General features: G+C 46.4%; 18 protein-coding genes. 8 read left to right on the plus strand and 10 right to left on the minus strand.

What is annotated here, in order from left to right; all coding sequences use genetic code 11:
* Positions 1-261: 261 nt before the first annotated feature.
* Positions 262-630: a Lin0512 family protein gene (locus JGK11_RS30935; protein WP_293177745.1), complete on the minus strand. Its 369-nt coding sequence runs from the start codon at positions 628-630 to the stop codon at positions 262-264.
* Between the two features lie 308 nt (positions 631-938).
* Here JGK11_RS30935 and JGK11_RS30940 point away from each other — a divergent pair, with 308 nt between their 5' ends.
* Positions 939-1,853, plus strand: coding sequence for a branched-chain amino acid transaminase (locus tag JGK11_RS30940; RefSeq protein WP_293214244.1), 915 nt, complete (start codon positions 939-941; stop codon positions 1,851-1,853).
* A gap of 139 nt (positions 1,854-1,992) precedes the next feature.
* Here the strand turns inward: JGK11_RS30940 and fghA are convergent, their stop codons facing one another.
* Both fghA and JGK11_RS30950 read right to left on the minus strand, forming a co-directional pair.
* Positions 1,993-2,847: an S-formylglutathione hydrolase gene (gene fghA, locus JGK11_RS30945; RefSeq protein ID WP_293214247.1), complete on the minus strand. Its 855-nt coding sequence runs from the start codon at positions 2,845-2,847 to the stop codon at positions 1,993-1,995.
* A 90-nt stretch (positions 2,848-2,937) separates the two neighbouring features.
* The gene (locus JGK11_RS30950) at positions 2,938-4,047 is read right to left on the minus strand and encodes an S-(hydroxymethyl)glutathione dehydrogenase/class III alcohol dehydrogenase (RefSeq protein WP_293177753.1); all 1,110 of its coding nucleotides are present in this window, start codon (positions 4,045-4,047) and stop codon (positions 2,938-2,940) included.
* A 78-nt stretch (positions 4,048-4,125) separates the two neighbouring features.
* On the opposite strand from JGK11_RS30950, the gene JGK11_RS30955 reads away from it, so the two are divergent.
* The 3 genes from JGK11_RS30955 (at position 4,126) to sppA (ending at position 8,110) form a co-directional block, all read left to right on the plus strand.
* Positions 4,126-4,809, plus strand: a complete 684-nt coding sequence (locus JGK11_RS30955; protein WP_293214249.1) for an SDR family oxidoreductase — start codon at positions 4,126-4,128, stop codon at positions 4,807-4,809.
* A 65-nt stretch (positions 4,810-4,874) separates the two neighbouring features.
* A complete protein-coding gene (gene fni, locus JGK11_RS30960; protein ID WP_293214251.1) occupies positions 4,875-5,924 on the plus strand; it encodes a type 2 isopentenyl-diphosphate Delta-isomerase in 1,050 nt (349 codons plus the stop codon).
* A gap of 365 nt (positions 5,925-6,289) precedes the next feature.
* On the plus strand, positions 6,290-8,110 hold the full coding sequence (gene sppA / locus JGK11_RS30965; protein ID WP_293214253.1) for a signal peptide peptidase SppA: 1,821 nt from the start codon (positions 6,290-6,292) through the stop codon (positions 8,108-8,110).
* A 282-nt stretch (positions 8,111-8,392) separates the two neighbouring features.
* Here sppA and JGK11_RS30970 read toward each other — a convergent pair whose 3' ends face one another.
* Positions 8,393-8,662 carry a GlsB/YeaQ/YmgE family stress response membrane protein gene (locus JGK11_RS30970; protein ID WP_293177765.1) on the minus strand — a complete coding sequence of 90 codons (270 nt, stop codon included), beginning with the start codon at positions 8,660-8,662 and terminating at the stop codon, positions 8,393-8,395.
* Positions 8,663-9,123: 461 nt separating this feature from the next.
* Between JGK11_RS30970 and JGK11_RS30975 the strand changes: the two genes are divergently transcribed.
* Complete coding sequence (locus JGK11_RS30975; protein ID WP_293177768.1) at positions 9,124-10,311, plus strand: glycosyltransferase family 2 protein; 1,188 nt, start codon at positions 9,124-9,126, stop codon at positions 10,309-10,311.
* 127 nt (positions 10,312-10,438) lie between these two features.
* Here the strand turns inward: JGK11_RS30975 and JGK11_RS30980 are convergent, their stop codons facing one another.
* Positions 10,439-11,152 (minus strand): carbonic anhydrase, encoded by a 714-nt coding sequence (locus JGK11_RS30980; RefSeq protein ID WP_293177771.1) that lies wholly within the window; start codon positions 11,150-11,152, stop codon positions 10,439-10,441.
* Positions 11,153-11,367: 215 nt separating this feature from the next.
* On the opposite strand from JGK11_RS30980, the gene JGK11_RS30985 reads away from it, so the two are divergent.
* Positions 11,368-12,189, plus strand: coding sequence for an MOSC N-terminal beta barrel domain-containing protein (locus JGK11_RS30985; RefSeq protein WP_293190001.1), 822 nt, complete (start codon positions 11,368-11,370; stop codon positions 12,187-12,189).
* Positions 12,190-12,414: 225 nt separating this feature from the next.
* Here JGK11_RS30985 and JGK11_RS30990 read toward each other — a convergent pair whose 3' ends face one another.
* From JGK11_RS30990 to JGK11_RS31000, 3 genes are all read right to left on the minus strand, one after another.
* Positions 12,415-14,028: an adenylate/guanylate cyclase domain-containing protein gene (locus JGK11_RS30990; protein WP_293177777.1), complete on the minus strand. Its 1,614-nt coding sequence runs from the start codon at positions 14,026-14,028 to the stop codon at positions 12,415-12,417.
* A 72-nt stretch (positions 14,029-14,100) separates the two neighbouring features.
* Positions 14,101-14,958, minus strand: coding sequence for a ribosome biogenesis GTPase YlqF (gene ylqF, locus JGK11_RS30995; protein WP_293149305.1), 858 nt, complete (start codon positions 14,956-14,958; stop codon positions 14,101-14,103).
* Positions 14,959-15,334: 376 nt separating this feature from the next.
* On the minus strand, positions 15,335-15,745 hold the full coding sequence (locus tag JGK11_RS31000) for a universal stress protein (RefSeq protein WP_293177780.1): 411 nt from the start codon (positions 15,743-15,745) through the stop codon (positions 15,335-15,337).
* A 185-nt stretch (positions 15,746-15,930) separates the two neighbouring features.
* On the opposite strand from JGK11_RS31000, the gene JGK11_RS31005 reads away from it, so the two are divergent.
* Both JGK11_RS31005 and JGK11_RS31010 read left to right on the plus strand, forming a co-directional pair.
* Positions 15,931-17,130: a phosphoglycerate kinase gene (locus JGK11_RS31005; RefSeq protein WP_293177783.1), complete on the plus strand. Its 1,200-nt coding sequence runs from the start codon at positions 15,931-15,933 to the stop codon at positions 17,128-17,130.
* A gap of 165 nt (positions 17,131-17,295) precedes the next feature.
* On the plus strand, positions 17,296-18,021 hold the full coding sequence (locus tag JGK11_RS31010; protein WP_293177786.1) for a pentapeptide repeat-containing protein: 726 nt from the start codon (positions 17,296-17,298) through the stop codon (positions 18,019-18,021).
* Positions 18,022-18,164: 143 nt separating this feature from the next.
* Here the strand turns inward: JGK11_RS31010 and JGK11_RS31015 are convergent, their stop codons facing one another.
* Positions 18,165-18,830 carry a response regulator gene (locus JGK11_RS31015; RefSeq protein ID WP_293177811.1) on the minus strand — a complete coding sequence of 222 codons (666 nt, stop codon included), beginning with the start codon at positions 18,828-18,830 and terminating at the stop codon, positions 18,165-18,167.
* A gap of 53 nt (positions 18,831-18,883) precedes the next feature.
* Positions 18,884-19,166: transposase (locus tag JGK11_RS31020; protein ID WP_293189999.1), on the minus strand; the 283-nt coding region annotated here is incomplete at its 5' end.

Consider the following 19,166-nt stretch of genomic DNA (forward strand, 5'->3'; position numbering starts at 1 on the left):
AAATTTTGGGACGGGCTAGAAGCCCATCCCACAAGAAAAAAGATTTTTGTGGGATGGGCTTCTAGCCCGTCCTAACTATTTTTGCAAGAGGTCTAATAATCCAGTCCTTCAGCCGCAATAATTAGCTAGAGTCCGATCGCACTTTCACGCGATCGGACTCTATTTTTGCTGCTGTTAAACTTAGGCTAAATTAATAATTTTCTCACCGACGGGCGATCGCACTTGCGCGCCCGCCGATTTATTCAAACAACACACTATTAGTTACTGCTGATTGTCCACAAAAACAGTCACAGCCGCCACAGCGATTAACATTTCATCATTTTTATCATTCAGAGAGGCGATCGCCCTTCCTGGCACAATCATGCCCCCTTGCTCCACAATCAGAGTTTTGCTACCAAAAGGCAGCACCGCCAACACATCATCCGGCCGCACTTGTTCCGGGTAAGGAACAGCCACCTTTACCTCAACAATCATCTGATTGGGGTCAGTCAAACCCGCCACTTCCCAGACGCCTAGCAGAGCATTATTGGCGATCGCATTTCGTACAGCCCTAGCCGCCGCCACAGTAGGTTCCTGCCCGTGCTGGTCGATACCCATCCCCATTTCAATGATGAAACATTTACGTGCCACAGTTGCCCCTTCCTTGATTTTTGTGAATAGTCGTTAGCGAAGCTTACAGAAAAGAATCGCACTCTTTACCAAAACAATTATCAACCAAACCGACCGCAATTTTTATTATTTTATAAATCGTTATAACAACACAAGAATCATCTTAGTTCAAAAAAAACAATCAAACAACCGACAATCTCATAACCATAGTTAATCAGTCATTGTCAATCTAAAATCCCAAATCCCAAATCTAAAATCGCATAACTTATGGTAATATAACCAAAATCACCATTCCTCGCGGACTGCCAAACTCATCGCCAGCTTGAATCATGGATAGTTTTCTCCCCATAGCCTACTTTCAAAACCAATTTCTCCCCTTTACCGACGCCAAAATTTCCATAGCCACCCACGCCCTGCACTACGGAACCGGAGTTTTAGGCGGGTTGCGAGGAATTCCCGACCCCCAAAATGGCGATCGCATCTTACTATTTAGATTAGACCGCCACTGTCAAAGATTAAGTCAAAGTGCCAGCTTCCTCCACTGCGATATTCCCCCGGACAAAATCCAACAAGTAATCACTGATTTTGTTAAAAAAAATCAGCCAACAAAATCATTTTACATCCGTCCATTTATCTACACATCAAGTTTAGGAATAGCTCCCAGACTCCACAACGTAGACACAGACTTCTTTGTTTACGGATTAGAACTTTCCGACTACTTACCCAAAGAAGGAGTCAACTGTAGAATTAGCTCTTGGTACCGTCAAGAAGACCGCAGCTTACCCTTAAGAGGAAAAATTAGCGGCGCCTACATCACCTCAGCCCTAGCTAAAACAGAAGCAGTAGAATCCGGCTTCGACGAAGCGATTATGATGAACACCCAAGGAAAAGTCAGCGAAGCCTCTGGGATGAACATATTTGTCGCCAGAAACGGCAAATTAGTTACTCCCGGTTTCGAGCAAGATATTCTCGAAGGAATCACCAGAGACAGCGTAATCACCATCGCCAGAGACTTGGGGATTGAAGTCACAGAAAGACCAGTTGACAAATCAGAACTGTTGATTGCAGACGAGATTTTTCTGTGCGGAACCGCCGCCAAAGTTACGCCAATTAACCGAGTAGAAAACTATCAATTGCCTAAAAACAGACCCATCACCGAAAAGATTTTGGACAAACTGACGGGGATTATCGAAAATCGCGATAGCAAGTACAAAGAGTGGGTATTTGCGATTAGTCTGAATTAACGCGATACTCAAGGATCCATGAAGTAAATTAACCGGATTTGGTTAAATACCAAATCCGGTTAAATACCCCCTCGATCTCTTAGTCTGCGGAGGCAGACTTCGTGTGTGTAGTCGCGGTTTCAACCGCCGAGTCACTTTTTTACTCACACAAAGCAGCCGCATGATGGCGAATGTGATCCTCCATAAAACTAGCTACAAAATAATAGCTGTGATCGTAACCTTCCTGCATCCTTAAAGTCAGCGGCTGTCCCACTTTTGCACAAGCAGCAGCAAAGATATCCGGCAACAATTGCCCGTCAGCTAGATACGAATCATCAGTACCGCAGTCAATCAAAATCGGACGCTTGTATTGCTTTTGGCGAACTAATTCGCTCGCATCCCAAGCCTTCCAACTCTCCCGATCGCCACCGAGGTAGTGTCCAAATATTTTTTGTCCCCAAGGGCAGCGCACGGGCGCGCAAATAGGCGCAAAAGCCGAAACTGACAGATAGCGATCGCCATTTTTTAACGCGCAAATTAAAGCCCCGTGTCCGCCCATCGAATGCCCGAAAATTCCCTGTTTTTCACGTATCACCGGAAAGTTTGACGCGATTAAATTCGGCAACTCATCAACCACATAACTGTACATTCGATAGTGAGAATTCCAAGGTGCGGCTGTCGCATCCACATAAAAACCCGCGCCGCTTCCCAAATCCCAATTGTCCGCTTCCCCAGGAATGCCAGTATTGCGCGGGCTAGTGTCGGGCGCCACCAGCATTAACCCATATTTTGCTGCCCATTGTTGCGCCCCCGCTTTTGCCATAAAATTCTCTTCCGTGCAGGTTAATCCTGACAAGTAATAGAGGATTGGTACGGGTTGTGATTCGGCTTGTGGTGGCTGGTAGACAGTGAATTTCATCTCGCTGTTGCAGGCGGATGATTGATGGCTATAAAAGCCGAGTTTGCCACCCAAACTTTTATATTGTTTTTCCAGTTTTAGGGATTTTGAGATCATGTTAATTTTATTTCATTTGTGAATTAGATTTTTTTTACCGCAGAGAGCGCAGAGGGCGCAGAGGAAGAGAGAAGAGAGAAATATTTTTGTTCAAAATGTTAAAACTGTGCGTATTACTTTTCCTTGGTGCATCAAATCAAAGGCGTCATTAATTTGCTCGATCGGCATAATCTGGGTAATCAAACTATCAATATCAATTTTACCATCCATGTACCAATCAACAATTTTCGGAACATCGGTTCTGCCCTTGGCGCCGCCAAAAGCCGTGCCTTTCCACACCCTACCAGTTACTAATTGAAACGGGCGGGTGCTAATTTCTTGCCCGGCTCCCGCTACTCCGACAATCACGCTCACACCCCAACCTTTGTGACAGCATTCCAAAGCTTGGCGCATCACATTAACGTTGCCGATACATTCAAAAGTGTAATCAGCTCCGCCTTTGGTTAAATCTACCAAATAAGGCACTAAATCGCCCTCAACTTCGCGGGGATTTACAAAGTGAGTCATGCCGAATTTTTCCGCCATTGCTCGTTTGTCGGGATTCATATCTACGCCGACAATCATGTTGGCTCCCACCAGGCGCGCTGCTTGGATTACATTCAAACCCACGCCGCCTAAACCAAAAACTATGACATTAGAACCTGGTTCTACTTTGGCAGTATTGATGACAGCGCCGATGCCAGTTGTAACGCCGCAGCCAATCAAACAAACTTTGTCAAAGGGAGCGTCATCGCGAATTTTGGCTACCGCAATTTCGGGCAATACTGTATAATTAGCAAAGGTAGAAGTTCCCATGTAATGGAAAATTTTCTCGCCATTTATTGAAAACCTGCTCGTGCCATCGGGCATCACGCCTTGCCCTTGAGTGAGGCGAATTGCTTGACAGAGATTCGTTTTGCCGCTCAAACAATACGCGCAGTTGCGACATTCGGGAGTGTAAAGTGGAATTACCCGATCGCCCTTTTTGACACTTGTCACTCCCGCCCCAACTTCCGCGACAATCCCGGCTCCCTCGTGGCCGAGAATTGCCGGAAACAAACCCTCGGGATCGGCGCCGGAAAGAGTATAAGCATCAGTGTGACAAACACCCGTCGCTTTGATTTCCACCAGCACCTCACCATCTCGCGGCCCATCTAGATCGACCGTTTCAATGGTCAAAGGTTGGCCGGCACTGCGAGCAACTGCTGCTTTTACTTTCATGCTTTCCCCCTGGGATGATTTGTTAAATGCTCCGTCAATATGTATTCTATTACTTAATCTAAAAATTGCACCAATTCTATGACAAAATTAATTGTAATTACCGGAGTCAGTCGCGGTCTCGGTCTCGCGATGACCGAAAAGTTTATTGAATTGGGACACACAGTTTTAGGATGCGCCCGCTCTTCGGAAGCAGTGGAAAAACTAAAACAAAAATATCGCGCGCCCCATCATTTTACTTGTTTGGATGTCGCTAGCGACGAGCTAGTCAAAGCTTGGGCTACAGAAATTTTGGCAAAGCAGCAACTGCCAGATTTGCTGATTAACAATGCAGCTATAACTAATTATTCCGCGCCTCTTTGGAATATCACCAGCGAAGAATTTTCTCAGGTAATTGATGTTAATATTAAAGGTACAGCTAATGTGATTCGCCACTTTGTCCCGGCAATGATTGCTCGAAAAAGTGGCATAATTGTCAACTTTAGTTCGGGTTGGGGAAGGTCAACTTCGCCGGAAGTCGCGCCCTATTGCGCTTCTAAGTGGGCGATCGAAGGATTGACGCGATCGCTCGCCCAAGAACTCCCGCGAGGCATGGCAGCGATTCCTTTGAATCCGGGCATAATTCACACCGATATGCTGGAAATTTCTTTCGGAGAACACGCGGCAAGTTATACGCCTGTCAAAGCATGGGTGCAAAAAGCAGTGCCTTTTTTACTGAAATTGAAACCTTCGGATAATGGAATGCCGATGACCGTTCCAGGATAACAATAAAATAGTAAAATAAGATTCCTGTATGATCCAACTAATAACTCTTTCCCCCAACAGCCACTGTGAACTTGCCATTAACCTCGCCCTCGCAAACCGAAACCCGCAAAGCAGACCACCTCAGGATCTGTCTCGAAGAAGACGTACAATTTCGCGAAACTACCAGCGGACTGGAACACTACCGTTTTACTCACTGCTGTTTGCCAGAAATCGATCGCACCCAAATCGATCTCACATCCACATTTCTCGGCAAAAAACTAGGCGCTCCGCTGCTAATTTCCTCAATGACAGGTGGCACAGAACTAGCCCAGACCATTAATTATCGCCTCGCCGATGTCGCTCAGGAATACAAACTGGCGATGGGAGTCGGTTCCCAGCGCATCATCGTAGAAAACCCTCAACTTGCTCCTACATTTGCAGTGCGCCGCCGCGCTCCCGATATTCTGCTATTTGCTAATATCGGAGCGGTTCAATTAAACTACAATTACGGTTTGGAAGAGTGTCAAAAAATTATCGATATTCTGGAAGCAGATGCCCTAATTTTGCACCTCAATCCGCTGCAAGAGTGCGTTCAAACTGAAGGCGATACTAATTTTAAAGGACTGCTCGAAAAAATTGCTAAATTGTGCGATAAATTACCAGTACCGGTGATTGCGAAAGAAGTAGGCAACGGTATTTCTGGAAAAATGGCACAGAAATTGCGATCGGCTGGGGTAAGCGCGATCGACATTGCCGGAGCCGGAGGCACTTCTTGGGCCAAAATAGAAGGAGAGCGAGCCAAAGACAGCAAGCAGCGCAGGTTGGGTGCCACCTTTGCCGACTGGGGAATTCCGACAGCCGAGTGCGTTGTCAGCACCCGCGCCGTAGCGCCGGATGTTCCCCTGATTGCCTCTGGAGGCTTGCAAAACGGCTTGGATGCAGCGAAAGCCATCGCCCTCGGCGCGGATGTGGCGGGACTGGCGCGGCCGTTTCTGGAAGCAGCCGCAGCATCGGAATCAGCAGCAGGTGTTCTAGCTGAGGTTTTAATTGCAGAAATCGCTACTGTGATGTTCTGTACCGGCTGCGCTAACTTAGATGAGTTAAAACATTCTGGGGTTTTGGAAAGGTTAAGATAAAAGTATGTCAGTTGGCAGTTGGCAGTAGACAGTTGGCAGTTGGCAGTTGGCAGTGGGAGCATCTCAGTTTTGCATTTATAGAGCGTCTCCGCTCGCGAGCGGTATAATACTCGCGAGCGGGGACGCTCGCACTATATATAAAAAATGCTTTTTTCAAAAATGAGATGCTCCCGTTGGCAGTTGGCAGTAGTCAGTAGTCAGTAGTTACTGATTATTGGGAGAGATTCAAAAATAACAAATAACAACTGCTAATTACCAACTGCTAATTACCAATTACCAACTGTAACTGTTAACCATCAACTGTCAACTATCAACTATCAACTGTCAACTGTCAACTGTCAACTGTCAACTGACTAATTATCTAAATGAAAGATTTCCTAAAATATACTTGTGCAAGTTTGCTGGGAACCTTCCTGGGATTGTTGCTGCTGGGCGGCATCGGATTGGGAGGACTGGTACTGCTAATTGCTCTGGCGGCATCGTCGTCTAAAGATTCAGGCCCGCAAGTTAAAGATAAGTCTGTATTGGTATTAGACCTTTCTCTAAATATCACCGATAGCAAACCGAGCCGCAGCACGAGCGCGGCGATTCAAGAAGCACTTTCGGATGAATCCGGCGATGCTGTGACGCTGCGGACTGTTTTAGATGCGATCGAATCTGCGAAAAAAGACCCGAAAATCGTGGGGATGTATCTCGAAGGCAGTTCGGATTCCAGCAGCAGCGGGTTTGCTAATCTCAAAGAAGTTCGATCGGCATTACAGCGTTTCCGAGATGCCAAAAAACCCATTTTTGCTTACGAAATGGACTGGAATGAGCGAGATTATTACCTCGGTTCCGTTGCAAATACAATTGCTATCAATCCTTACGGCTCTCTAGAACTCAACGGTTTTAGCAGTCAAGCCATGTTTTGGACTGGTGCTTTGGAAAAATACGGCGTGGGAGTTCAAGTCACTCGCGTCGGTAAATACAAGTCAGCCGTCGAACCGTTTTTGCTCAAAAAAATGAGCCCGGAAAATCGCCAGCAAACTCAAAAATTGCTGGGAGATATTTGGGGCGAATACTTAAAAACTGTCGGGCCGAGCCGCAAATTGAGCGTTCCCCAACTGCAAGCAGTTGCAGATAATGGCGGAACTTTGATGGCTAACGAAGCTCTCAAAGGCAAGTTAGTTGATAAAGTTGTCTACTTTGATGAAATTGCAACAGAACTGAAAAAACTAACAGGAACCGATGCAGAAGATAAATCTTTCAAGCAAATAAGTTTGAAAAACTACGCAAGAGTTGCTGAGAGTAAAAACTCTACTCGCGCTCACAAGAAAAACCAAATTGCTGTCCTTTACGCTGAAGGTGAGATTGTAGACGGCGAAGGCGGCCCGACTCAAGTAGGGGGCGATCGCATCGCTGAAGAAATGCGTAAAATCCGAGAAGATGACGACATAAAAGCAGTAGTTCTGCGCGTCAACAGCCCTGGAGGCAGCGCGACGGCTGCGGAAGTCATCGGGCGCGAAGTCGCGCTGACAGGCAAAAAAAAGCCAGTTATCGTATCGATGGGCAATTTAGCAGCTTCCGGCGGCTATTGGATTTCGATGGGTTCTAGCAAAATCTTTGCCGAAGCCAGTACGATTACTGGTTCCATCGGCGTTTTTGGGATGCTATTCAATGCCGAAAAGTTGGCTGCTAACAACGGCATAACTTGGGACGTGGTAAAAACCGCCCGTTTTGCGGATACTAACACGGTTTCCCGCCCCAAAAATCCTCAAGAATTGGCGAATATTCAGAGAATAGTCGATCGCATTTACGATCTATTTATCACCAAAGTCGCCGACTCCCGCAAACTGCCAAAAAACAAGGTGCAAGAAATTGCTCAAGGCAGAGTTTGGTCTGGTACGGCTGCGAAACAGTTGGGCTTAGTCGATGAAATTGGCGGCCTAGAAGATGCCGTTAGAGAAGCAGCTAAGCAAGCTAAGCTAGGCGACGATTGGCAGTTAGAAGAATATCCAAAACGCCGCAGTTTGGAAGAGCAAATTTTGGAAAGAATATCCGGCGTTCGCGTTTTGAAACCAGCCACCAAACTCGATCCGCTGAGTGCAGAAGTTAAGAAAATGCAGGATGAATTGGCTGTTATCAAGTCGATGAATGACCCGCAAGGGATTTACGTTCGCTTACCTTTCGACTTGCGGATTAATTAACTTTACTCTTTAACCCGCGTCGGCGGGTTTTGTCTGTGTAGAAGCGGTTTCAACCGCCGAGTTTCAACCGCCGAGTTTGTCTTTACTCTTCAACCCGCGTCGGCGGGTTTTCTTTACTCTTCAACCCGCGTCGGCGGGTTTTGTCTGTGTAGTAGCGGTTTCAACCGCCGAGTTTCAACCGCCGAGTTTCAACCGCCGACTCCGATATTGAAAAACCCGGTTTCCTCAAGAAACCGGGTTTATGAATACCCTATACGATCGACTGGGAATTGGAAATATTTATTATGCAGCACGCTGAGTCAACAATCCCCAGATGAAAAGTACCACGATCGCGCCGATGACTGCAAAAGCTATGCTGGGTACAGTTAATGCTCCGAAGGATGCTCCCGCGCTAGTCCCCACAAAGACTTGGCCTAAATAACCTCCCACCAGCGCGCCGATAATTCCTAAAACTGTTGTTGCGACAAAACCGCCACCTTGAGTTCCCGGATAAATGGCTTTGGCGATCGCACCAGCAATCAGTCCTAAAACGATCCAAGCAATAATTCCCATTTCTTTTTCTCCTGAGTGTTTAACTTTCGTCTGCCTTGTCTTATGTTCTAAGAATAACAACTGATATCCCGTCCTTTCCTCTACCGTAGGGATGAACCGATAGAGGTAGAATTTCTCATGAATCGTCCTAATTTAAGGCTTTTTAATATGTCAAAAGAGTTATTGAAGAACGCACAACTAAGAATGCATAACGTAGAGCGCACAACTAAGAACGAAGCCTTTAATTATCTAGGATAGAAGGCTTTATTTATTTAGGACAGAAGCAATCGACTACTCATATAAAGTGCAATTTCAGAACGTCCCAACCGTTGGGTGCGGTTGGTACAACCAAATTTTTCTAAGGAAGAAAGGTACCTATGCTCAAAGCCGAAGGGCAATAGGAAAAATTTTTCTGGGACTTTTTGTGTTTTACTGGTAAAAAAATTACAATATTTTTGTCAAATTAGGAAAGTTGGCCCCCGATGAATCTGACACTGTGCACGATCGTCAAGAATGAAGAAGCAACACTGTCGCGGACTTTGGACAGCGTGAAGGGTGTTGTTGACGAAATTGTGGTGGTAGATACCGGTTCGCGCGATCGCACTCGTGAAATAGCCCGAGAATCCGGGGCGAGGGTTTATGACTTTGAATGGTGCGACGACTTCGCAGCGGCGCGCAACGAGTCTCTGAAGCACGCCCAGGGCGACTGGATTTTGGTGTTGGATGCCGATGAGGTGCTGGTACCGGAGATTGTACCTCAGATCCAGCAGGCAATTAAGAGCGATCGACTGTTGCTAATCAATCTCATCCGCCAAGAAATCGGTGCATCTCAATCACCCTATTCCCTAGTGTCGCGTTTGTTTCGCAATCGCCCCGGCATCCGCTTTTCTCGCCCTTACCACGCCATGGTAGACGACAGCGTGGCTGAGATTTTGCAGCGCGAACCAGAGTGGAAAATAGCTTCTCTCCCCGATGTGGCGATTTGGCACTCTGGTTATCACAAAGATGCGATCGCAGCAAAAAGCAAATTCCAAAAAGCTCAAACAGCAATGGAACGCTATATAGCTTATTATCCAAACGATGCTTATGCGTGCAGCAAATTAGGCGCGCTGTACGTAGAAAGCGGGCAAATCGCGCGGGGCATTAATTTATTAACTAGGGGATTGACTGCGGCGACAATTGATGAATCTATTGTTTACGAACTTAACTATCATTTAGGCATTGCTTACCGCCAGCAACAGCAATTTGCCAAAGCCAAAGAACACTATCAACTCGCAATTAATACAGATGTTTTCCCGGCGCTCAAATTAGGTGCTTACAATAATTTGGGCAATTTGCTCAAAGATGAAGGAGATTTGCCAGCAGCAGAAAAAGCTTACAAAGCAGCTTTAAAAATAGATCCCAATTTTGCACCAGGTCACTACAATTTAGGACTCACACTGAAAGCAACCGGAAATTTGGTAGATGCGATCGCCTATTACCGACAAGCCATTAAAATCGATCCCGAACACGCCGAAGCCCATCAAAACTTGGCAGTAGCGCTGCTGAAAATTGGCAAAATGCCCGAAAGTTTAGCAGAATTCAAAAGAGCGATCGCCCTTCACGAACAGCGCCGCCCCTTTGAAGCAGAACGCCTGCGCCGCGGACTGCAAGAAATGGGTTTAATCTAAACCTGCATATCTACTTTCTCGTTAAGTAGGTCATTTGTAGGGGCAATCGTCGGTAGTTTCCCATCGATCCCAGAGGGGTAAGCACTCTTGGCATTAACCCTACAAATTGCGAAAAATACCAACAAAATCAAGCAATTATCTCTACTTTGCCGCTGTCCAAATCGTAGCGCGCCCCAACAACTTTAAGCTTTCCCGCTTTCACTGCTTCAGCCAAAATAGGCGACGCAGATTTTAACTTTTTTACATTCATTTTTACATTAGCTCTGACTGCGTTATCCCAAGCATCGCCCAATTGATTTTTTGTAGCATCAACGGCTGGTTTAATCGCCGCCACCAAAGTGCTAATGTGACCCGGCACAGCTTTACCATCCAAAGCCGCTTTCACAGCACCGCAGCGTTCGTGACCCAGAATTACTAATAGCGGAACGCCTAATTCTAATGCGGCATATTCCATATTTCCGAGAACCCCGTCGTCGAGAAAATTTCCAGCTACTCGGATATCAAATAAATCCCCCAATCCTTGGTCGAAAATAATTTCGGGTGTTACCCGCGAATCAGAACAAGCAAGGATGGTTGCAAACGGATGTTGACCCTTTGCTACTTCGGTAATTCGCGATCGGCTTTGGTCGGGAAATGTCCGTTTTTGGTGAATATACCGCTGATTCCCGTTCATCAATTTCTTGAGTGCGGCCTCAGGAGTGATGTTTGAGACTACTCCTTCTGCATAGGCCGGTTCAGTTTTGAACAGCCCTGGGGCCATGGTTGCCACCAGCGCCCCTGCACTTGACATCCAGATCGCACTCCGCCTCGACATCTTGCCTATTTTTTTTGAGTCGGTCATTGCTTGCAACTCGGTTAATTGTTTTATATTTATTAGTATAATATTTGCCATCAGCCCAGCAAAAATTCTTTACTTTTTCTTTACAAGTAGCTGCCAAATATAAACTAATAAAAAATCGCCCCTTGTAATTTCATGGAATTAACTGCGGTCATCATTCTGCCTGCGGAGGATGCTATAGTGTATCTAAAACAACAATTATTTATCAATGAATCACAATGTCTTACGTCGCCAGCATTCATATCTATCCGGTCAAGTCCCTTGACGGCATAGCTGTCAGTCAAGCTAATATTCTTGCCAGCGGAGCTCTAGCAGGCGATCGCTCTTTTGCCATCTGCGATCTTTCCGGAGCATTTGTTAACGCTAAGCGCAACAGCGGAGTCCATTTTCTGCGCCTATCATTTGACATAAAAAAGAGAATCGCCGGTCTGAAAATTCAAGACACCGAACAAGAAATATTTTTTCATGTAGATAGAGAACGCCCCGCAATAGAATCTTGGTTGAGCAACTACTTCGGTTTCCCGGTCAAATTAATTGAAAACTTGCTCGCAGGCTTTCCCGATGATACCGCAGCACCCGGGCCAAGCATTATCAGTACCGCAACAATAGCCGAAGTAGCATCTTGGTTTCCGAGAGTTTGCGTTAACGAAATGCGCCATCGCTTGCGAGCTAATATTGAAATAGGAGATGTCCCGGCTTTTTGGGAAGATCGACTTTTCGGAGCAGCCGATGAAGTTGTCAGGTTTAAAATAGGGCCAGTAATATTTGAAGGTATTAATCCCGGTCAGCCCTGTCTGCAATCCAACCGAAATTCTGCTGCTCAAGAAGCTTATCCAAACTTGAAAACTATGCTAACAGCCAAGCAAAATGAAATCATGCCTGAATTGCAAAAAAAAGGGCATTTCAATCACTTTAGTCGGCTGCTCGTTAACACGCGAGTGCCACTTCAATCAGCCGGAAAAATAGTACACATAGGAGATGAAGTTCAAATCCTCAGCGTCAAAAACTCCCTATTTAATACCATTCCCGATCAGTTATAAAAGTTTTATGATGACTTCATATCAAATCCGGTAACACCGGAATTAATATTACCCAGAGTCAGGACGCGGCAGTGCCGTTTCCCTACAATTAAGTGGGCGTTAGTTACATCTCTTGCAAGCATGACGATTATTTTGGGGTAGGGAAACGGCTTTTGGAGTGTCCTCCGTTAGTCCAAATCAATATGCCCCATGCCCCATGCCCCATGCCCCATGCCCCATGCCCCATTACCTTAAATTTCTGTTGGTACTATAAACCACGATCGGTCTGTCAATTCCTTTAAAGCGGAAATCTCCCATCGGCTCAAAACTTTGGGGCGATCGCAGCAACGTGTAAGTAGCTTCGCTCACCACGCATTCCCCAGGCTGACAAATTCCCTCCATCCGAGCAGCCAGATTAATAGTCGAACCCAACACAGTATAATCAACTCTTTTAGAACTGCCGACATCACCAATTATTGCCTTGCCGCTGTTAATAGAAATCCGCAATTGCAGCGGTTCGCCCAAACTCTTATTTGCATTGAGTTCGTCAAGACGGTTGAGCATTCCCAAAGCAGCAGCCACCGCGCGATCGGCATGATCCGGTTGAGGTTCCGGCGCTCCAAAAAATGCCATAATACAATCTCCAATAAACTTATCTAAAGTTCCTCCTTCCCCAAAAACTTCTTGCAGCATTTCCTCAAAGAAATTGTTCAGCAACCGGGCAATTTCAGGGGGCCTCAAGCGTTCAGACATCGCAGTAAAGCCCACAATATCTGCAAACAAAATGCTGATTTCGCGTTCCACAGGCGGCAGGCGGTGGTCAATTAAAGTCCCCGTATTCATTAAATGCTGCACCACAGCCGGAGAGTGATAGCGTTCCAATCTTTGCCGCATAGTTTCTTGGGTGCGGAGTTTTTGTGTCAGCAGCCACCGCTGCACGCTAGAAGCAGCGATATTTCCTAAAGCTGAAAAAAAGCTCAAGTCTTCATCTCCGCCCAGATACCACTCTCTAGAAGTCAGTTGAGCGTCGCCGTAAAGCACTCCAAAAACTGTATTTTCATCCCAGAGAGGAACAGCTATCGCCGTGCGAATTCCTTTATCGATCATGCTTATATTGTCGTCAAACTGTTCGTCAAACTGAGCGTCGGCAGTTTTGAGAGCAACTTGTTCGTCTAATACTTTGCGGCAAATAGTCCGGCCGATCCAACTGCCGTCAGCAGGGATATATTTATTTTTGGCAGTGGGTCTGGCGGCAGTCTTAACTACTTCGAGTTCGCCGTTATTTTGAAAGTCTATTAATAGTGCCAAACGTTCGATATTTTTGATATCGCGGAACACGATTTGCTGGACTTGATCGAAAATTGCTTCGATGGATTCAGCGGTGTTTAAATACTTCGCAATATCGACTAAGTATTTTAAACGCGAGATAGCTTGTTCGTAATTTTTTTCAAGTTTTGTGTCTGGTTCTATCCACTGTTTTTGCAGTTCTTTAGCTTTGCCGAGGATAGTCACTCCTTCGGGCATGGTGCCGATTTCAGGAAGTTGGGGGTCAGAGCGATCGGGCAAAACGACAATCAAATTAATCCGGTGTCCCAGATAAATCACATCGCCCTGATTGACTAAGTGAGGTTGGTTGAGGGGACTGTTGTTTAGTAGCGTCCCGTTGGTACTGCCCATATCCTCAACTAGCCACTCCCCTGAAGCTATTTTAAACAAGCGGGTGTGGTGCCGGGAAATGTCAGAAAAAGGCAGTTGCAAATCGCATTCTAGCAACCTACCGATAATAAATTGCTCGCCTTCGACAGGCACGGTTTTTTCGATGATTCCATTAATTTGAAGTTCCAGATTCAGTTCATTCATAGACAGCACCGCTGTTGAATTTTCAAGGCTTTGATAAGACTTGAATTCATCAGATCAAATCTCCTACAAGTCTTATAAAGCTGGCGGCAACTCCAAAGTAAGCTGACCCAACACACCAGTTCTAAAATCGTTTAACATCTGCCGCGCCGTTCGTTCGACATCTCCTTTATACCTGTCTTTTGCTACTTCGTGCAAATAATCTTCACCATTGCTAGATCCTATATCTAATTTATACCGAGATTTGAAACCAGATACTGATATCAATGTGTCATCAGCCGCCTCCAGCCCGAGGAGCAAATCAACCATAGCTGCTGCTACTACCTGATTGTCGTAAGCTGCTTCGCCAATATCTTCGCAAATAGCTAATTTTATGGCATTTTCTTGATTGTTAATCCGGGTGGGGATTACTCCGGGGGCGTCTAGTAACTCAATTTCGTCAGAAATGCGAATCCATCGGAGCGATTTAGTTACTCCAGCTCTGCGGGCACTGTCTACTACTCTGCGCCCTAAAAGGCGATTAATTAAAGCAGATTTGCCGACATTGGGAAAGCCCATCACCACGGCGCGGACTGGACGGGGTAGCATTCCTCGATCGAATCTGCGTTTATTTAGCTGCACCCCAGCCTCCTGGACAGCATCGGAAACATCGTGTACTCCTTGACCGTGCTCGGCGTTAGTAAAATAAGCAGTTTCGCCCTGAGATTCAAACCAGGTTTCCCACGCATCGAGGGTTCTAGGCGTAATCATGTCCATGCGGTTGATGACCAACACTCGCGCCTTACCGCCCACCCAGGTAGGCATTTGGGGGTGGTAAGTCGCTAGTGGAATGCGGGCATCTCGGACTTCGAGCACCACATCTACCCGCTTTAGCTGTTCTTTTAATGCCCGTTCAGCTTTGGCAATGTGACCGGGATACCAGTGAATTTTCATTAGTTATTAGTTATTAGTTAGTTGTTAGTTGTTAGTGGTCAGTTATCAGTTGTTCGTTGTTCGTTGTCAGTTGTTCGGGGAGCATCTCAATTTTTGCAAAAAGCATTTTTTTGTTGTAGTGCGAGCTTAAGAGCTCGCTTGGTTTTAACAGCAAGCGAGCTCTTAAGCTCGCACTACAAAATCAAAACTGAGATGCTCTCGTTGTTCGTTGTCAGTTGTTAGTTGTCAACTGCTTTCGGAGTCAACTAAGAGGGCGAGCAAGGCGGGGCACCGCCCCAACTGTCAACTGCTTTCGGAGTCAACTGCCAACTGTCAACTGCCAACTGCCAACTGTCAACTGCCAACTGTCAACTGTCAACTGTCAACTGTCAACTGACTAAGGCACAATCAAAACTGCACAAGGAGACAGATTGATCACCCGACTGGTAACGCTGTCAGACGCACCATCATCAGTTAAACCCATCCCACGACAGCCCATCACAATCAAATCAGCCCCAACTTCGTCAGCCACATCACAAATCGTGAAAGCAGGTTTGCCTTCTCGTTCGATGATTTCAGCTTCAATTCCCTGCTGGGAAAACATCGACTGGGCTTCAGACAGCAGTTTGGCGACTGCTTCGGGGGAACTCATCACCTCTCGCGGTGCCTCACCCTCCTCGGCTGGGGGTTCGACTACCGACAGAATAACTAAACGAGAAGCGTAGGTTTTCACAATATTGACAACCTTTTCCGCCGCTTCGCGGGCTTCTCGGCTTTGATCTACAGGAAATAAGACAGTCTTGAACATAGTTCGCATTTCCCGGACACGGACTCCGATAAAATGTTTACGTTGAGCCAAATCAGTGCCGTTTGTTTCATCTTCCGTTTTTTGTACGGGCGCGGTTGAATGCGCCCGAGGCCCCAAGTGCAAGTGACGAGTGCCGCCATTTCAACGGAATTAGACAAAAACACAAATATTAGGAGGTTAATCCTGTGACAAAAAAAACTGTAGCAAATTTATCGGCATCGGACTTATCGGGCAAACGGGTATTGGTGCGCGCGGACTTTAACGTGCCGCTCGACAACGGCAATATCACCGATGATACTCGCATCCGGGCTGCTCTGCCGACTATTCAGGATTTAGCGTCGAAGGGCGCTAAGGTCATTTTGTGCAGTCACTTCGGGCGTCCCAAGGGTGTGACGGAGAAGTTGCGCTTGACTCCGGTTGCTAAGCGGCTGTCGGAATTGTTGGGGAAGGAAGTCAAAAAGACTAACGACTGTATTGGTGATGAAGTGGCTGCTACTGTGGCGGCGATGGCTGATGGCGATGTGATTTTGCTGGAAAATGTCCGCTTCTACCCTGAAGAGGAAGCAAATGACCCAGAATTTGCCAAGAAGTTAGCTTCTGTTGCTGATTTGTATGTCAATGATGCTTTTGGTACGGCTCACCGGGCTCACGCTTCGACTGAGGGTGTGACTAAGTATCTGAGTCCTTCGGTGGCTGGGTTTTTGATGGAGAAGGAGTTGCAATATCTCGGTAGTGCGATCGACAATCCGCAACGTCCCTTAGCTGCTATCATCGGTGGTTCTAAGGTTTCCAGCAAGATTGGAGTCATCGAAAAACTGCTCGAAAAGTGCGACAAATTGCTGCTGGGTGGCGGCATGGTGTTCACGTTCTACAAAGCTCGCGGTTTGAACGTTGGCAAGTCTTTGGTGGAAGATGACAAGCTCGAACTGGCTAAGTCTTTGGAAGCGAAGGCAAAGGAACGGGGAGTTACTTTCCTGTTACCTACTGATGTGGTAGTTGCTGACAAGTTTGCTGCTGACGCCAACACTCAAACTGTCTCCGTTGAGAGCATTCCCGACGGTTGGATGGGTTTGGACATCGGCCCGGATTCTGTGAAAACTTTCCAAGATGCTTTGGCTGATTGCAAAACGGTAATCTGGAACGGGCCGATGGGCGTGTTTGAGATGGAAAAGTTTGCTGCGGGAACTGAAGGAATTGCTCATTCTTTGGCTGGAATTACTAAGACTGGTACTACCACGATTATCGGTGGCGGTGACTCGGTGGCGGCTGTGGAACAGTTGAATCTGGGGCCAGAAATGAGCCACATTTCTACTGGTGGCGGCGCTAGTTTGGAACTGCTAGAAGGTAAGGAATTGCCTGGTGTTGCGGCTTTAGATGAGGCTTAATTAAGTTGACTGGGGCGGGCTTTGTTGCCCGCCTTGCGGCGAATGCTATTCTTTTTACCACAGAGAGCGCAGAGAACGCAGAGAGGGAGAAAAGAGTGAGGGAAATGGGTTGAAATTTTACTGTTTGCGAGTACGATCGATCTGAAGTGGCAGTGAGGTTTGTTTGTGAAATTTAAAATTTTGGCAAGTGTAACGGCAACTGTAGCAGTTTTAGCGCCGTTTTTGCTGGCACCCCCCGTGAAAGCTCAAAATCCCGATCACGTCCAACAGTTGCTAGAAACTAAGGAGTGTGAGGGCTGCGATTTGAGAAATGCTGATTTGTTTAAGGCGAGTTTGTACAGAGCTAATTTAAGAGGATCTGATTTAAGCGGAGCTAATCTCTACGAAGCTAATTTGCTAGAAGCAGATTTAAGTGGTGCTAATTTGGCAAATACTAACTTGGTTAATGCTGAAATGTATGGTGCCGACTTGGACAGCGCTAATCTGCGAAATGCGGATTTGTCTAATGCTTTTTTGGGGCGGGCAAATCTGACGAGAGCTGATTTGCGCGGTGCTAAGCTTTTTAATACTAATTTGGGCGAAGCTTATTTGCTGCAAGCTAATTTGTCGAATGCAGATTTGCGACGTTCGCTGCTGTTTAGAGTGAATTTGAATCGCGCTAATTTAAGCGGGGCTGATTTGTCTTTTGCTGACGTGCGCGATACTAATTTGCAGAATGCTATTCTGTCAAATACCAGGCTTCCTAGAGCTCAATTGACCGGGACAAATATCGATGCGGCGAGGGACGTGCGGCAGGCTGATTTGGAACGTGCAAATTTGCGGGGTACAAATTTGGGGCCGATGGTTTGCGTGACGACGAGTTTTCCTTATTGTGTTTTGAATTTGGAATAATATCAGGTTCTCTCGAACGACGACAATCAGATGGGTTTGTAGTGAGGACTTTAGTCCTCAGATTATGAGGACTAAAGTCCTCACTACAAACCGTTTTTATTGCGGGTAATTAAGGGCTGGTACACCGTAAGTTGAGACCGGAGCTAAGTTTGAGGTGGTTTGTATCCCCTTTCTAGGGCAAATCTCACAAGCTGGGCGCGATTTTCTAACTGTAGTTTGCTGAATATGCTGCCTAAATGAGCTTGGACGGTGCGGGGGCTAATAAACAGTCGATCGCTAATTTGTTTGTTAGTATAACCCTGGATCACCTCCCAAAAAACTCTTTCCTCGGCTGGTGTTAGAGGCAAAGGTGCTAGTGGTGGCAATACTGCGACAACTTTGGGCTCCACCGCCAGGGCGGTAGAAGTTTGCAGCAGTCGGACAATCTCGGCGTGAATGCGGTGGGAGCGCTCTAACTGAGCTTTCACCTTAGCCAAGATTTCTTCAGACTGAAAAGGTTTTACCAGATAATCGTCAGCGCCGATCGCATGACCTTCAACTTTTGCCTCAATTTCGCCTTGACCAGACAAAAATATAAACGGCACCAACTGTCCCAAACGTGTAGTACGCAAGCGCCGGCAAAACTCAAACCCGTCCATTTCCGGCATCATCACATCTGAAATCACCAAATCTGGGGGGGCATTTTCAAAAATTGAGAGCGCCTCAACTCCTGAATTAGCGCATTCAACCCGGTATCCTTGGCTTTCGAGATACATTGCCAAGACTGTTTGACAGTCTGCTTCGTCGTCAACTACTAATATTCTTTCCATGAGGGCCTTGCACCAATTCCAGTTGACAGTTCTTGAAACTGCGGCTGATTCTTTTACGCTGAACATTTCTCTACATAGCTGTGCAATGCTGGAGATGTAACGATCGCAATTCCGTCATGGCTGACAGAACAGGTCGAATCCGACAAAGCACGTAACAAGATATTACGTGCGCCGTTCAAATCTCTCCCAATTACCGTTTGGCAATTCGGACATTTGAACACTTTAGAGCCGCCAAGTTTTCGATGAATATGACCACAATTTCCACAAGTCTTAGACGTATAGGCTTCTGACACATCAACAACAATCGAACCATTTTTGTCAGCTTGATGTTTGATG

It is taken from the genome of Microcoleus sp. PH2017_34_RAT_O_A (assembly GCF_020737885.1).
Classification (GTDB): domain Bacteria; phylum Cyanobacteriota; class Cyanobacteriia; order Cyanobacteriales; family Microcoleaceae; genus Microcoleus.

Bases quoted from the DNA above. Each gene is read 5' to 3' on its own strand.
- JGK11_RS30940 (WP_293214244.1), top strand. From the start codon at position 939: ATGGATAGTTTTCTCCCCATAGCCTACTTTCAAAACCAATTTCTCCCC.
- fghA (WP_293214247.1), bottom strand. From the start codon at position 2,847: ATGATCTCAAAATCCCTAAAACTGGAAAAACAATATAAAAGTTTGGGT.
- JGK11_RS30950 (WP_293177753.1), bottom strand. From the start codon at position 4,047: ATGAAAGTAAAAGCAGCAGTTGCTCGCAGTGCCGGCCAACCTTTGACC.
- JGK11_RS30955 (WP_293214249.1), top strand. From the start codon at position 4,126: ATGACAAAATTAATTGTAATTACCGGAGTCAGTCGCGGTCTCGGTCTC.
- sppA (WP_293214253.1), top strand. From the start codon at position 6,290: ATGAAAGATTTCCTAAAATATACTTGTGCAAGTTTGCTGGGAACCTTC.
- JGK11_RS30970 (WP_293177765.1), bottom strand. From the start codon at position 8,662: ATGGGAATTATTGCTTGGATCGTTTTAGGACTGATTGCTGGTGCGATC.
- JGK11_RS30975 (WP_293177768.1), top strand. From the start codon at position 9,124: ATGAATCTGACACTGTGCACGATCGTCAAGAATGAAGAAGCAACACTG.
- JGK11_RS30980 (WP_293177771.1), bottom strand. From the start codon at position 11,152: ATGACCGACTCAAAAAAAATAGGCAAGATGTCGAGGCGGAGTGCGATC.
- JGK11_RS30985 (WP_293190001.1), top strand. From the start codon at position 11,368: ATGTCTTACGTCGCCAGCATTCATATCTATCCGGTCAAGTCCCTTGAC.
- JGK11_RS30990 (WP_293177777.1), bottom strand. From the start codon at position 14,028: ATGAATGAACTGAATCTGGAACTTCAAATTAATGGAATCATCGAAAAA.
- ylqF (WP_293149305.1), bottom strand. From the start codon at position 14,958: ATGAAAATTCACTGGTATCCCGGTCACATTGCCAAAGCTGAACGGGCA.
- JGK11_RS31000 (WP_293177780.1), bottom strand. From the start codon at position 15,745: ATGTTCAAGACTGTCTTATTTCCTGTAGATCAAAGCCGAGAAGCCCGC.
- JGK11_RS31015 (WP_293177811.1), bottom strand. From the start codon at position 18,830: ATGGAAAGAATATTAGTAGTTGACGACGAAGCAGACTGTCAAACAGTC.